Source organism: Actinacidiphila glaucinigra (assembly GCF_900188405.1).
In the GTDB taxonomy this organism is placed as follows: domain Bacteria; phylum Actinomycetota; class Actinomycetes; order Streptomycetales; family Streptomycetaceae; genus Actinacidiphila; species Actinacidiphila glaucinigra.
The window spans coordinates 311,649-324,651 of sequence record NZ_FZOF01000008.1 but is presented as its reverse complement, the minus strand read 5'-3'; the positions used below and the strand labels follow the sequence as shown (position 1 = coordinate 324,651).

Here is a 13,003-nt window from a genome sequence, read left to right as displayed (position 1 = left end):
CCGCGAGAGGTACTTCTTCCGTGTGACAGGTCACACACGAACCGGGTAAAGACCTCATCAAATAGTTTGTGATACCGTTCACGAGAACCCGGAATCAAGCCGAAAGACCCTAGTGCGATGGTCTTCCGGCGTGAGGCATGTCCTCGCCGCCGGGCTACCCTCGTCCTCGACGACCCCTGTACTCCCAACCTCGCCGGAGGAGCTGCCGCCATGCAGTCCAACGACGTCCGAACGCTTCTGAACTGCGCCGTGCCCGCCGTTGCCGCGGGGGTGATCGCGGTCGCTGTCTCCGGCGTACTCGCGGGCGGCAAGGGCGCGATCGGCGCGGGCTTCGGCGCGGTGGTGGTGATCGCGTTCATGGGAATCGGTCTGACGGTGCTTCAGCGCACCGCCCGTTCCTATCCCACGCTGTTCCAGGCGATGGGCCTGATGCTCTACACCGTGCAGCTGCTGCTGCTCGCCATCGTGCTGGCCGTGTTCAAGAACACGACGCTCTTCGACACCCAGGTGTTCGCCTTCACCCTGCTCGGCACGACCCTGGTGTGGATCGCCGCCCAGGCCCGTGCTCATATGAAGACCAAGATGCTGTACGTGGAGCCCGGCTCCGCCGGAACTTCACCGTGAAAAGCAGGGCCGGTGCAGGCGGACTTCCGCTCGTTTGCTATCGTCCGGTCTCAACTGCGGCAGAGCTGGCGCGGGTGGCAGTCATGCCTTCGCAACAGCCCTTCGGCTCAGCGCCCACCCGCCGCCCCCACATCCGTCAGACCAGTCCAGTGCCGTTCCGTGGCCGTGTGCCGCGCCGACACGTAGAGGTTGCCGTACCTATGCGCCACGCTGAAGGAGCTCTCGGTGAGTGATGTAACGACGCTCGCCTTCGAGACGAACTGCCACATCTTCGACGGGTGCGGCTTCCCGGCCCCCGGCCTGCACTCCTTCCTCTTCAAGCCGCTGATCGGCGACGGGGACAGCAGCGTCTACTTCAACAAGACGATGCTGCTGGCGCTGCTCGGCAGCATCGTGATCGTCGGCTTCTTCTGGGCTGCGTTCGCCAAGCCGAAGATCGTCCCGGGCAAGCTGCAGATGGTCGCCGAGGCCGGCTACGACTTCGTCCGCCGCGGCATCGTCTACGAGACGATCGGCAAGCGGGACGGCGAGAAGTACGTGCCGTTCATGGTGGCGTTGTTCTTCTTCGTCTGGATCATGAACCTGTGGTCGATCGTGCCGATCGCCCAGTTCCCCGTGACGGCGATCATCAGCTACCCGGCCGCGCTCGCCGCGATCGTGTACATCACCTGGATGTCGCTGACCTTCAAGAAGCACGGCTTCGTCGGCGGCTGGAAGAACATCACCGGCTACGACAAGAACCTCGGCGCGGTACTGCCGATGGTCGTCGGCCTGGAGTTCCTCTCCAACGTCATCGTGCGGCCGTTCACGCACGCCGTGCGACTCTTCGCGAACATGTTCGCCGGGCACGTCCTGCTGCTGCTGTTCACCATCGCCAGCTGGTACCTGCTCAACGGGATCGGCATCGCCTACGCCAGCGTCTCGTTCGTGATGGTCATCGTCATGACCGCCTTCGAGCTCTTCATCCAGGCCGTCCAGGCGTACGTCTTCGTGCTGCTGGCCTGCTCCTACGTGCAGGGCGCGCTCGCCGAGCACCACTGAGCAGCCGCACGACGCACAGCCCCCCGATTGTCCGGTGGCCAACCCCCACCGGTCCGTGAAAGAGAAGGAAGAAACAGCATGTCCGCTGTGAACCTCGCCGCCACCCAGATCCTCGGCAACCTGGGCTCCATCGGCTACGGCCTCGCGGCCATCGGCCCCGGCGTCGGCATCGGCATCATCTTCGGCAACGGTACGCAGGCGCTCGCCCGCCAGCCCGAGGCCGCCGGCCTGATCCGCGCCAACCAGATCCTCGGCTTCGCCTTCTGTGAGGCGCTCGCGCTGATCGGTCTGGTCATGCCGTTCGTCTACCCGACCTCCTGAGTCCGGGCTGACGAGACCAACCCCTTTCGACGGAAGGCACTGATGTGAACGCCCTGGCACAGCTGGCGGCCGAGGAGGCGGAGAACCCCCTCATCCCGCCGATCCCAGAGCTCGTCATCGGTCTCATCGCCTTCGCCATCGTCTTCTTCTTCCTCGCCAAGAAGCTCCTCCCGAACATCAACAAGGTTCTGGACGAGCGCCGCGAGGCCATCGAGGGCGGCATGGAGAAGGCCGAGGCCGCACAGGCCGAGGCTCAGCGGACCCTCGAGGAGTACAAGCAGTCGCTCTCCGAGGCCCGCCACGAGGCCGCGCGTCTGCGCCAGGAGGCGCAGGAGCAGGGCGCCGCGCTCATCGCCGAGATGCGTGCGGAAGGCCAGCGGCAGCGCGAGGAGATCATCGCCGCCGGTCACGCCCAGATCGAGGCCGATCGCCGGTCCGCCGCGCACGCCCTGCGCCAGGACGTCGGCAAGCTCGCCACCGACCTGGCCGGCAAGATCGTCGGTGAGTCCCTCGAGGACACCGCCCGCCAGAGCCGCGTGATCGACCGCTTCCTCGACGAGCTCGAGGAGAAGGCCGAGGCCGCGCGATGAACGGAGCGAGCCGCGAGGCACTGGCCACCGCGCGCGAGCGCCTCGACGCGGTGACGGGCAGCACGTCCGTCGACGCGGCGAAGCTCGCCGAGGAGCTGGCCGCCGTCACGGGGCTGCTCGACCGCGAGGGTTCGCTGCGCCGCGCCTTGACCGACCCGGCCCAGCCGGGTGAGGCCAAGGCGGGCCTGGCGCAGGCGGTCCTCGGCGGGCAGATCGGCGGCGAGACGTCCGACCTGGTCTCGGGCATGGTCCGCAGCCGCTGGTCGCAGTCGCGTGACCTGGTCGACGCGCTGGAGGAGCTGTCCTACGGCGCCGACCTGATCGCCGCGGAGCGGGCGGGCCACCTCGACGACGTCGAGGACGAGCTGTTCCGCTTCGGCCGCATCGTCTCCGGCAGCAGCGAGCTGCGGGCGGCGCTGACCGACCGCGCCGCGGGCGGCCAGGCCAAGGCGGCCCTGCTGCACTCGCTGCTGGGCGGCCGCGCCAACCCGGTCACGGAGCGGATCGTGGTCCGTCTCGTGACCCACCCGCGAGGCCGTAGCCTGGAGGCAGGGATCGACGCCCTGTCCAAGCTGGCGGCGACGCGCCGTAACCGCACGGTTGCGGTCGTGGTGTCGGCGGTACCGCTGAACGACCGGCAGAAGCAGCGCCTCGGTGCCGCGCTGGCCACGATCTACGGCCGGCAGGTGCACCTGAACCTCGACGTGGACCCCGCGGTCCGCGGCGGCATCTCGGTTCGGGTCGGCGACGAGGTCATCGACGGGACCATCGCGGACCGCCTCGAAGAGGCGAGCCGCCGGATGGCCGGCTGAACCAGCCACCAACTCAAAGAGCAGTACCAGCGGCCCGAGTTGGGCCGTAGCGAATACTTCGGGCCCAACAAGGAGAGCAGGGAACCCAGATGGCGGAGCTCACGATCCGGCCGGAGGAGATCCGGGACGCGCTGGAGAACTTTGTCCAGTCGTACCAGCCGGACGCGGCCTCGCGCGAGGAGGTCGGAACGGTCAGCCTGGCCGGCGACGGTATCGCCAAGGTCGAGGGTCTGCCCTCGGCGATGGCGAACGAACTGCTGAAGTTCGAGGACGGCACCCTCGGTCTCGCCCTCAACCTCGAGGAGCGCGAGATCGGCGCGATCGTCCTCGGCGAGTTCAGCGGCATCGAGGAGGGCCAGCCGGTGCAGCGCACCGGTGAGGTGCTCTCGGTCGCCGTCGGCGAGGGATACCTGGGTCGCGTCGTCGACCCGCTCGGCAACCCGATCGACGGCCTCGGCGAGATCGAGACCGAAGGCCGTCGCGCCCTGGAGCTGCAGGCTCCCGGCGTCATGGCCCGTAAGTCCGTCCACGAGCCGATGCAGACCGGCCTCAAGGCCGTCGACGCGATGACCCCGATCGGCCGCGGCCAGCGTCAGCTGATCATCGGCGACCGCCAGACCGGCAAGACGGCCCTGGCGATCGACACGATCATCAACCAGCGCGACAACTGGCGTTCCGGCGACCCGAAGAAGCAGGTCCGCTGCATCTACGTCGCCATCGGTCAGAAGGGCTCCACCATCGCGGGCGTGCGCGCCTCGCTGGAGGAGGCCGGCGCCCTGGAGTACACCACGATCGTGGCGGCCCCGGCGTCCGACCCGGCCGGCTTCAAGTACCTCGCCCCGTACACCGGCTCGGCCATCGGCCAGCACTGGATGTACCAGGGCAAGCACGTCCTGATCGTCTTCGACGACCTGTCCAAGCAGGCCGACGCCTACCGTGCCGTCTCCCTCCTGCTGCGCCGCCCGCCGGGCCGTGAGGCCTACCCGGGTGACGTCTTCTACCTGCACTCCCGTCTGCTGGAGCGCTGCGCCAAGCTCTCCGACGAGCTGGGTGCCGGCTCGATGACCGGTCTGCCGGTCGTCGAGACCAAGGCCAACGACGTGTCGGCGTTCATCCCGACCAACGTCATCTCCATCACCGACGGCCAGTGCTTCCTGGAGTCCGACCTGTTCAACGCGGGCCAGCGCCCGGCGCTGAACGTCGGTATCTCGGTCTCCCGAGTCGGTGGCTCGGCGCAGATCAAGGCCATGAAGTCGGTCGCCGGCCGCCTGCGCGTGGACCTCGCCCAGTACCGTGAGCTGGAGGCGTTCGCCGCCTTCGGTTCCGACCTGGACGCGGCCTCCAAGGCGCAGCTGGAGCGCGGCAAGCGCATGGTCGAGCTGCTCAAGCAGGGCCAGTACGCGCCGTTCCCGATCGAGGACCAGGTCGTCTCCATCTGGGCCGGCACCACCGGCAAGCTGGACGACGTCCCGGTCGAGGACATCCGCCGCTTCGAGCGCGAGCTGCTGGACTACCTCCGCCGTGAGAAGAAGGACCTGCTGCTGAGCATCGCCGAGACCGGCAAGCTCGGCGACGACACCGTCGAGGCCCTGACCGACGCGGTCGTGGAGTTCAAGAAGCAGTTCGAGACCTCGGACGGCAAGCTGCTGGGTGAGGGCTGAGCATGGGCGCCCAGCTTCGGGTATACAAGCGCCGCATCAAGACAGTCACCGCGACCAAGAAGATCACGAAGGCGATGGAGATGATCTCCGCGTCCCGGATCGTCAAGGCCCAGCGCCAGGTCGCGGCATCGTCCCCGTACGCCGATGAGCTCACCCGCGCGGTGGCGGCGGTCGCGACCGGTTCCAACACGAACCACCCGCTGACCACCGAGGCCGAGAACCCGACCCGTGCCGCGGTGCTGCTCGTCACGAGCGACCGCGGTCTGGCCGGCGGCTACTCGTCCAACGCGATCAAGGCTGCCGACCGGCTCACCGAGCGGCTGCGCGCGGAGGGCAAGGAGGTCGTGCACTACATCATCGGCCGCAAGGGCGTGGCGTACTACGGCTTCCGTGAGCGCCCGATCGCCGGATCGTGGACCGGGTTCACCGACAAGCCGGTGTACGCGGACGCCAAGTCGGTGGCCGACCCGCTGATCGACCAGGTCCTCAAGGACACGGCCGACGGCGGCGTCGACGAACTGCACATCGTCTTCACGGAGTTCGTGTCGATGCTGACGCAGGCGCCGGTGGAGAGGCGGCTGCTGCCGCTCTCCCTGGACGACGCCACCGGTGGCGAGGCCCGCAAGGAGGGGGAGATCCTCCCCCTGTACGACTTCGAGCCGTCGGCGGAGGGCGTCCTGGACGCGCTGCTGCCGCGGTACGTCGAGAGCCGGATCTTCAACGCGCTGCTGCAGGGTGCCGCTTCCGAGCACGCCGCCCGCCGCCGGGCGATGAAGTCGGCGACCGACAACGCCGAGGAGCTCATCAAGACGCTCACGCGGCTTGCCAACCAGGCCCGCCAGGCCGAAATCACCCAGGAAATCAGCGAGATCGTCGGTGGCTCCAGCGCCCTGGCCGACGCGTCTGCGGGGAGTGACTAAACATGACCACCACTGTTGAGACGGCCGCTGCCACGGGCCGCGTCGCCCGGGTCATCGGCCCGGTCGTCGACGTGGAGTTCCCCGTCGACGCCATGCCGGAGATCTACAACGCCCTCACCGTCGAGGTCGCCGACCCGGCCGAGGACGGCAAGAAGAAGACGCTGACCCTCGAGGTCGCCCAGCACCTGGGCGACGGCCTGGTCCGCGCCATCTCCATGCAGCCCACCGACGGCCTGGTCCGCCAGGCCGTGGTGAGCGACACCGGCACGGGCATCACCGTCCCGGTCGGCGACTTCACCAAGGGCAAGGTGTTCAACACCCTCGGTGAGGTGCTGAACGTCCCCGAGGAGAACGCCAACGTCGGCGAGCGCTGGACGATCCACCGCAAGGCGCCGAAGTTCGAGGACCTCGAGTCCAAGACCGAGATGTTCGAGACCGGCCTGAAGGTCGTCGACCTGCTGACCCCGTACGTCAAGGGCGGCAAGATCGGTCTGTTCGGTGGCGCCGGTGTCGGCAAGACCGTCCTCATCCAGGAAATGATCATGCGTGTGGCGAAGCTGCACGAGGGCGTTTCCGTGTTCGCCGGCGTCGGCGAGCGCACCCGTGAGGGCAACGACCTCATCCAGGAGATGGAGGAGTCCGGCGTCCTCGACAAGACGGCGCTGGTCTTCGGCCAGATGGACGAGCCCCCGGGCACCCGTCTGCGGGTGGCGCTGGCCGGTCTGACCATGGCGGAGTACTTCCGCGATGTGCAGAAGCAGGACGTGCTGTTCTTCATCGACAACATCTTCCGCTTCACGCAGGCCGGCTCCGAGGTCTCCACGCTGCTCGGCCGCATGCCCTCCGCGGTGGGTTACCAGCCGAACCTCGCGGACGAGATGGGCCTCCTCCAGGAGCGCATCACCTCGACCCGTGGTCACTCGATCACCTCGATGCAGGCGATCTACGTCCCCGCGGACGACCTGACCGACCCGGCGCCGGCGACCACCTTCGCCCACCTGGACGCGACGACCGTTCTGTCCCGTCCGATCTCGGAGAAGGGCATCTACCCGGCGGTCGACCCGCTGGACTCGACGTCCCGCATCCTGGACCCCCGCTACATCGCGGCGGACCACTACGAGTGCGCCATGCGCGTCAAGGGGATCCTGCAGAAGTACAAGGACCTCCAGGACATCATCGCGATCCTCGGTATCGACGAGCTGGGCGAGGAGGACAAGCTCACCGTCCACCGCGCCCGCCGGATCGAGCGCTTCCTGTCGCAGAACACCCACGCGGCGAAGCAGTTCACCGGCATCGACGGCTCCGACGTCCCGCTGGAGGAGTCGATCTCCGCGTTCAACGCCATCGCCGACGGTAAGTACGACCACTTCCCTGAGCAGGCGTTCTTCATGTGCGGCGGCATCGAGGACCTCGAGCGCAACGCCCGCGAGCTCGGCGTCAGCTGACGCCCGTCGCCTGACGGCTCACCGTGGCAGGGGGCGGACCCTGTGTCCGCCCCCTTGCCGCACCCCCGTTATCCTTTGTTTTATGCACCCGCCGGACGGCGGCGGGTGCCGACCCGAGGAGCCATCTTGGCTGAGCTGCACGTCGAGCTGGTCGCAGCGGACCGCCGTGTCTGGTCCGGCGAGGCCACACTTGTCGTCGCACGCACCGAGTCCGGCGACATCGGCGTCATGCCGAACCACGAGCCGCTGCTGGGCGTGCTCCAGTCCGGTCCGGTGACGATCCGCACCAGCGAGGGCGGCACCGTCGTCGCGGCGGTGCATGGAGGCTTTATCTCCTTCGCGGACAACAAGCTGTCGGTGCTGGCGGAGATCGCCGAGCTCGCCGAGGAGATCGACGTCCAGCGTGCGGAGCGGGCTCTGGAGCGCGCGAAGGCCGACGCCGACGCCGCCGGTGAGCGCCGGGCCGAGGTCCGGCTGATCGCCGCGACCAGCGGGTCGCGCTGAGCCTCCGGCCCAGTGGGCCATGAGCCGCGGGAGGCCCGTGAGGGTGTCCCGCGGCTGCAGTATCCCTATTCGTGACATGGAGCGAGGAGGTCGGTGGGCGTGATCCTCGCTTTTCAGGTGTGCGGGGCCCTGGTGGCGGTGGCGCTGCTGGGGCTGTTCGTCTTCGGGCTGCGGCGCCGGCTGATCCAGCGGCCCGGCGGCACGTTCGACTGCAGCCTGCGGATGCCGCCCACCGGCGCCGACAAACCCTCCGGCAAGGGCTGGGCGTACGGCGTGGCCCGCTACAGCGGTGACCGGATCGAGTGGTTCCGGGTCTTCTCCTACGCGCCCCGGCCGCGCCGGGTGCTGGAACGCTCCGCCATCGAGGTGCTCCACCGCCGCGCCCCCGAGGGCCAGGAGGAGCTGGCGCTCCTGTCCGACGCCGTCATCCTGGTGTGCGAGCACCGCGGCACCCGCCTGGAACTCGCCATGAGCGACGACGCCCTCACCGGCTTTCTCGCCTGGCTCGAGGCCGCCCCTCCGGGCCAGCGGGTCAATGTGGCGTAGGTAGCAGTACCGCCTTCTCCGATGGTTGGGGGTCCCCCCGGACGAAGTCTGGGGGAGGGGCAATGTGGCGTAGGTAGGAGTACCGCCTTCCCGCCGGCTGGGGTTCCGCCCGGACGAAGCGCGCCTCCCCGGCCGGTCCTAGGGCCGCTCCGGCAGCCCCAATTCCCGCGCGAGGACCGCCGCCTGCAGGCGGCTGCGCAGCCCCAGCTTGGCCAGCATGCGGCTGACGTGCGTCTTCGCCGTGGCCTCCGCCATCTCCAGACGTGCCGCGATCTCCGCGTTGGACAGGCCCTCGCCCACGCAGACCAGCACCTCCCGCTCCCGCGGCGTCAGCGGGCCGAGGACGGCACGGTCGGCGGCCGGACGCGGCCGCGGGCGGGCGAACTCGCCGATCAGCCGGCGGGTCACCGCGGGCGCGATCATTCCCTCGCCGCGCGCCACCAGCCGTACGCCCTCGATCAGCTGATCCGCCTCGGTGTCCTTCAGCAGGAATCCGGCGGCGCCCGCGCGCAGCGCCCCGAAGACGTACTCGTCCAGGTCGAACGTGGTGAGCACGAGTACGTCGGCCAGCCCCTCCGCGACGATCTCGCGGGTCGCGGAGACCCCGTCCAGCCGGGGCATCTGGAGGTCCATGAGGATCACGTCCGGGCGCAGCTCGCGGGCGACGCGGACCGCGGCCTCCCCGTCGGCCGCCTCGCCGACCACCTCGATGTCGGGCACCGAGCGCAGGATCAGCACCAGCCCCGCCCGTACCGCGGACTGGTCCTCGGCGACGACCACCCGGATCATGCGTTCCCCTCCATGGGCAGTACCGCCCTCACCCGCCACGTCGTGCCCTCGCCGCCCGCCTCGAAGGTGCCGCCCAGCAGTTCGGTGCGCTCCCGCATCCCGATCAGGCCGCTGCCGGAGCCGGGGGCCCGGGGACCGGGCCGGTGCGCCACGCCGCCGTTACGGCAGGGGCTCGCCACGGTCACCGTCAGCGCCCCGCCGTCCTGTTGCAGCACGACGGGCACCTCGCCCGGCGACGCGTGCTTCAGGACGTTGGTCAGGGACTCCTGCACGATCCGGTAGGCCGCCAGTTCCACCGGCGCGGGCAGCGGGCCGGCCCCCTCGGGGCGCTCGTCGCGCAGCACGAAGGCCGAGTGCGGGGCCGCCGCGCGCATCTGCTCCAGGAGCGCGTCCAGGCCGGCCAGCCGCGGGACGGGGGCCGGCTCCCCGTCCTCGCCCGCCGAGTCGCGCAGCAGCCCGATCAGCCGGCGCATCTCGGACAGGCCCGCGACGCTGTTCTCGCGGATCACCGCCAGCGCCTCGCGGGCCGGGCCCTCATGGCGGTCCAGTGACAGCGCGGCGGTGGAGTGGACGGCGATCGCGGAGAGGTGACCCGCCACCATGTCGTGCAGTTCGCGGGCCATCCGGGCCCGCTCGCGGCCCACCGCCTCCCGGCGGTCCAGCTCGGCGAGGAGCGCGGTCTGCTCCGCGCGGAGCCGTTCGTGGGCGGCCTCGTCGCGGTGCCGCCGTACGATCACCCCCGTCGAGGCGGGGGCCACCGAGACCAGGGCGCCGACGACGCCGATCAGCAGGGACTCGGCGACCGGGTGCACCGCCACCGCGGTGGCCGTGATCGCGGCCGTGCCGAGCACGCTGCCGACCGGGACGACCCGGGTCAGCCGCTTGGGCCCGTACAGGACGGCGGCGTACACGAGGTCGGTGAACATCAGCACGGTCACCAGCAGCGAACCGATCACGAAGTCGGCGCAGAGGGTGAGCACGCCGGCGACGAGCGCCACGCGGGGCGCGGTCCGCCGCAGCAGTTCGCATCCGGCCATGATCACCAGCGGGAGCAGCGGCAGCCAGGCGCGGTCGCCCGCCGGATGGTTCCCGGAGTAGGTGTACAGCCCGAACGCCCACATCGTGAGGCCCCCCGCGAGCCCCGCGGCGGCGATCAGCACGTCGTCGCGGTGCGGGCGCCGGGCGGCGGTGGTCGTCATGGGCCCATCCCAGCACGCGGCGCGGACGCCGCGCGTCCACCGGGGGTCGGAGCCGGTACGTACACCGAAGGATGCAGCCGGGACTCATCAGCGCCGACGACGCGCCGCGCGACGCCGTCGGGGGAGCCTTGCGGCATGTTGGTGACGCTGATCATCGGGTGCGAGATCGCCTTCTGGGTGCTGCTCGGCGCCGGGCTCGCCGTGCGCTACCTGCTGCGCCTGCCCCGGGCGGGCGCGGCCCTGCTGGTGTGCGTGCCCCTGGTGGACCTGGTGCTGCTGGCCGCCGCGGTGGCCGACCTGCGCGACGGTGGCACGGCCGCCGCGCGGCACGGTCTGGCCGCCGCCTACGTGGGCTTCTCCGCCGGCTACGGCCACTCCGTCGTCCGCTGGGCCGACGCCCGCTTCGCGCACCGCTACGCGGGCGGCCCGAAGCCCCCTCCGGCGCCGAAGTACGGCAGGGCCCGGGCCGTGCACGAGTGGCGGCTGCTCGGCCGTACCGCGGTCTCCACGGCCGTCGCCGCCGCCCTGCTGCAGCTGGCCGTATGGCTTGTCGCGGACGCCGGGCGCACGGCGGCCCTGGGGGAGTGGCAGGTGCGGATGGGGGTGACGGCCGGGATCCACGCCGTCGTCGCGGCGAGCTACACGCTGTGGCCCAAGCGGGAGCCGGCCGCCTCGCCGCGCGTCTGAGCGGGCGGGGTCAGCGGTTCTCGCCGGGCACCCACAGCACGTCGCCGACCTCCTTGTTGGCCGTGCGGGCCAGGATGAACAGCAGGTCGGACAGCCGGTTGAGGTAGGTGGCGGTGAGCGGGTTCATCGTCTCGCCGTGCTCCTCCAGCGCGGCCCACGTGGAGCGCTCGGCGCGGCGGACGACCGTGCACGCCTGGTGGAGCAGCGCGGCGCCCGGGGTGCCGCCGGGAAGGATGAAGCTGCGCAGCTTCTCCAGCTCCTCCAGGAAGCGGTCGCAGTCCGCCTCCAGCCGGTCCACGTAGGACTGCTCGACGCGCAGCGGCGGGTACTTGGGGTCCGGGACGACGGGTGTCGCGAGGTCGGCGCCGACGTCGAAGAGGTCGTTCTGGACCCGTACGAGGACGGTCGAGACCTCCTGCGGGAGCGCGCCGAGCGCGAGCGCCACACCGATCACGGCGTTCGCCTCGTTGGCGTCCGCGTAGGCCGAGATGCGGCTGTCGGTCTTGGCCGTGCGGCTCATGTCGCCGAGGGCGGTGGTGCCGTCGTCCCCGGTCCGCGTGTAGATGCGCGTCAGATTGACCATGTGTCGAGCGTAGTCAGGCCGCGCCCCGGCCGCGCTCCGGCCGCGCCCCGTGGCGGGACCGCGGCGGGGGACGCGGAGGCGGACTCCGGGGGCGGTCCCGGCCAAACTGGACGCGGTGCGGCAGCAACTGGGCGCCGGGGCCCTCAACTGTGCGACGAAGGACACAGGGTGACCCGCCTCTCTTCCTGCTGCGCTCCTCCGCGGAGCGACGTTAAGGTCCCGGCAACAGCATCGAGAAGATAGGTGTGTGCCGTGGCGAAGAAGCTCGCCGTCATCGGAGCCGGCCTGATGGGCTCCGGCATCGCGCAGGTGTCCGCACAGGCGGGTTACGAGGTCGTCCTGCGTGACATCACGGACGAGGCGCTGGCCCGGGGCAAGGGCGGGATCGAGGCGTCCTACGAGAAGTTCGTCGCCAAGGGCAAGCTCGCCGCCGAGGACGCGGCCGCCGCGCTCGCGCGCATCACCACCACCACCGACCTGGACGCGGCCGCCGGCGCCGACATCGTCGTCGAGGCCGTCTTCGAGAAGATCGAGGTCAAGCAGGAGATCTTCCGCGCCCTCGACAAGATCGCCAAGGCGGACGCGGTGCTGGCCTCCAACACCTCCGCCATCCCGATCACCAAGATCGCCGCGGTGACGGAGCGCCCTGAGAGCGTGGTCGGCACCCACTTCTTCTCGCCGGTGCCGCTCATGCAGCTGTGCGAGCTGGTGCGCGGTTACAAGACCAGCGACGAGACCCTGGCGCGCGCCAAGGCCTTCGCCGAGGAGGTCGGCAAGACGACCATCGTCGTCAACCGGGACGTGGCCGGCTTCGTCACCACCCGGCTGATCGCGGCGCTGGTCGTCGAGGCCACCAAGCTCTACGAGTCGGGCGTCGCCACGGCCGAGGACATCGACGTCGCCTGCAGGCTCGGCTTCGGCCACGCGATGGGCCCGCTGGCGACCGCCGACCTCACCGGCGTCGACATCCTGCTGCACGCCGCCGACAACATCTACACCGAGTCGCAGGACGAGAAGTTCGCCCCGCCGGAGCTCATGCGGCGCATGGTGGACGCGGGCGCGCTCGGCCGCAAGAGCGGCGAGGGCTTCTACCGGTACTGACGGAGCGTCAACCCGAAGGGCCCGGCCCGGTGCGGATGCCCGGCGGGCTGGGCCCCTCGGACCTCTCCTGTCACTCGCAAGGGTGAATTCGGTATCGGTTCGCTCACAGACGGCAACCTCTTCGTACGACGGACCGTCAGTTACGTAGAACCACGGCAGTTTCCACCCATTCACTTCACG

The 13,003-nt window shown here is 70.2% G+C and carries 15 protein-coding genes; 12 read left to right on the top strand and 3 right to left on the bottom strand.

Annotated elements, in window-relative coordinates; translation table 11 throughout:
* Nucleotides 1-210 precede the first annotated feature (210 nt).
* From CHF15_RS19605 to CHF15_RS19560, 10 genes are all read left to right on the top strand, one after another.
* Complete coding sequence (locus tag CHF15_RS19605) at nt 211-624, top strand: hypothetical protein (protein WP_089225121.1); 414 nt, start codon at nt 211-213, stop codon at nt 622-624.
* Nucleotides 625-834: 210 nt separating this feature from the next.
* Complete coding sequence (atpB, locus tag CHF15_RS19600; RefSeq protein WP_026251816.1) at nt 835-1,665, top strand: F0F1 ATP synthase subunit A; 831 nt, start codon at nt 835-837, stop codon at nt 1,663-1,665.
* A 78-nt stretch (nt 1,666-1,743) separates the two neighbouring features.
* Nucleotides 1,744-1,986: an ATP synthase F0 subunit C gene (gene atpE, locus CHF15_RS19595; RefSeq protein ID WP_018563527.1), complete on the top strand. Its 243-nt coding sequence runs from the start codon at nt 1,744-1,746 to the stop codon at nt 1,984-1,986.
* Nucleotides 1,987-2,030: 44 nt separating this feature from the next.
* The gene (locus CHF15_RS19590) at nt 2,031-2,576 is read left to right on the top strand and encodes a F0F1 ATP synthase subunit B (RefSeq protein ID WP_018563526.1); all 546 of its coding nucleotides are present in this window, start codon (nt 2,031-2,033) and stop codon (nt 2,574-2,576) included.
* The gene (locus CHF15_RS19585; RefSeq protein ID WP_089225120.1) at nt 2,573-3,388 is read left to right on the top strand and encodes a F0F1 ATP synthase subunit delta; all 816 of its coding nucleotides are present in this window, start codon (nt 2,573-2,575) and stop codon (nt 3,386-3,388) included. The genes CHF15_RS19590 and CHF15_RS19585 overlap by 4 nt, the downstream gene beginning before the upstream one ends.
* An 89-nt stretch (nt 3,389-3,477) precedes the next feature.
* On the top strand, nt 3,478-5,049 hold the full coding sequence (atpA, locus tag CHF15_RS19580; protein WP_018563524.1) for a F0F1 ATP synthase subunit alpha: 1,572 nt from the start codon (nt 3,478-3,480) through the stop codon (nt 5,047-5,049).
* 2 nt (nt 5,050-5,051) lie between these two features.
* The gene (locus CHF15_RS19575) at nt 5,052-5,969 is read left to right on the top strand and encodes a F0F1 ATP synthase subunit gamma (protein WP_089225119.1); all 918 of its coding nucleotides are present in this window, start codon (nt 5,052-5,054) and stop codon (nt 5,967-5,969) included.
* A gap of 2 nt (nt 5,970-5,971) precedes the next feature.
* Nucleotides 5,972-7,414 (top strand): F0F1 ATP synthase subunit beta, encoded by a 1,443-nt coding sequence (gene atpD / locus CHF15_RS19570; protein WP_089225118.1) that lies wholly within the window; start codon nt 5,972-5,974, stop codon nt 7,412-7,414.
* Nucleotides 7,415-7,537: 123 nt separating this feature from the next.
* A complete protein-coding gene (locus tag CHF15_RS19565) occupies nt 7,538-7,918 on the top strand; it encodes a F0F1 ATP synthase subunit epsilon (RefSeq protein WP_026251815.1) in 381 nt (126 codons plus the stop codon).
* 99 nt (nt 7,919-8,017) lie between these two features.
* Nucleotides 8,018-8,464, top strand: coding sequence for a DUF2550 domain-containing protein (locus CHF15_RS19560; RefSeq protein ID WP_089225239.1), 447 nt, complete (start codon nt 8,018-8,020; stop codon nt 8,462-8,464).
* A 138-nt stretch (nt 8,465-8,602) separates the two neighbouring features.
* On the opposite strand, the gene CHF15_RS19555 is transcribed toward CHF15_RS19560, so the two are convergent.
* Nucleotides 8,603-9,253, bottom strand: coding sequence for a response regulator (locus CHF15_RS19555; RefSeq protein WP_089225117.1), 651 nt, complete (start codon nt 9,251-9,253; stop codon nt 8,603-8,605).
* A complete protein-coding gene (locus CHF15_RS19550; protein ID WP_089225116.1) occupies nt 9,250-10,452 on the bottom strand; it encodes a sensor histidine kinase in 1,203 nt (400 codons plus the stop codon). The genes CHF15_RS19555 and CHF15_RS19550 overlap by 4 nt, the downstream gene beginning before the upstream one ends.
* 135 nt (nt 10,453-10,587) lie before the next feature.
* Here CHF15_RS19550 and CHF15_RS19545 point away from each other — a divergent pair, with 135 nt between their 5' ends.
* On the top strand, nt 10,588-11,139 hold the full coding sequence (locus CHF15_RS19545; protein WP_089225115.1) for a hypothetical protein: 552 nt from the start codon (nt 10,588-10,590) through the stop codon (nt 11,137-11,139).
* Between the two features lie 10 nt (nt 11,140-11,149).
* On the opposite strand, the gene CHF15_RS19540 is transcribed toward CHF15_RS19545, so the two are convergent.
* The gene (locus CHF15_RS19540) at nt 11,150-11,722 is read right to left on the bottom strand and encodes a cob(I)yrinic acid a,c-diamide adenosyltransferase (protein ID WP_089225114.1); all 573 of its coding nucleotides are present in this window, start codon (nt 11,720-11,722) and stop codon (nt 11,150-11,152) included.
* A 252-nt stretch (nt 11,723-11,974) separates the two neighbouring features.
* On the opposite strand from CHF15_RS19540, the gene CHF15_RS19535 reads away from it, so the two are divergent.
* The gene (locus tag CHF15_RS19535; protein ID WP_089225113.1) at nt 11,975-12,823 is read left to right on the top strand and encodes a 3-hydroxyacyl-CoA dehydrogenase family protein; all 849 of its coding nucleotides are present in this window, start codon (nt 11,975-11,977) and stop codon (nt 12,821-12,823) included.
* Nucleotides 12,824-13,003 lie beyond the last annotated feature (180 nt).

What these genes read in the sequence shown, in the direction of transcription:
- CHF15_RS19540 (WP_089225114.1), bottom strand. Translation starts at nt 11,722, where the DNA reads ATGGTCAATCTGACGCGCATCTACACGCGGACCGGGGACGACGGCACC.
- atpA (WP_018563524.1), top strand. Translation starts at nt 3,478, where the DNA reads ATGGCGGAGCTCACGATCCGGCCGGAGGAGATCCGGGACGCGCTGGAG.
- CHF15_RS19555 (WP_089225117.1), bottom strand. Translation starts at nt 9,253, where the DNA reads ATGATCCGGGTGGTCGTCGCCGAGGACCAGTCCGCGGTACGGGCGGGG.
- CHF15_RS19585 (WP_089225120.1), top strand. Translation starts at nt 2,573, where the DNA reads ATGAACGGAGCGAGCCGCGAGGCACTGGCCACCGCGCGCGAGCGCCTC.
- CHF15_RS19550 (WP_089225116.1), bottom strand. Translation starts at nt 10,452, where the DNA reads ATGACGACCACCGCCGCCCGGCGCCCGCACCGCGACGACGTGCTGATC.
- atpD (WP_089225118.1), top strand. Translation starts at nt 5,972, where the DNA reads ATGACCACCACTGTTGAGACGGCCGCTGCCACGGGCCGCGTCGCCCGG.
- CHF15_RS19575 (WP_089225119.1), top strand. Translation starts at nt 5,052, where the DNA reads ATGGGCGCCCAGCTTCGGGTATACAAGCGCCGCATCAAGACAGTCACC.
- atpE (WP_018563527.1), top strand. Translation starts at nt 1,744, where the DNA reads ATGTCCGCTGTGAACCTCGCCGCCACCCAGATCCTCGGCAACCTGGGC.
- CHF15_RS19545 (WP_089225115.1), top strand. Translation starts at nt 10,588, where the DNA reads ATGTTGGTGACGCTGATCATCGGGTGCGAGATCGCCTTCTGGGTGCTG.
- CHF15_RS19605 (WP_089225121.1), top strand. Translation starts at nt 211, where the DNA reads ATGCAGTCCAACGACGTCCGAACGCTTCTGAACTGCGCCGTGCCCGCC.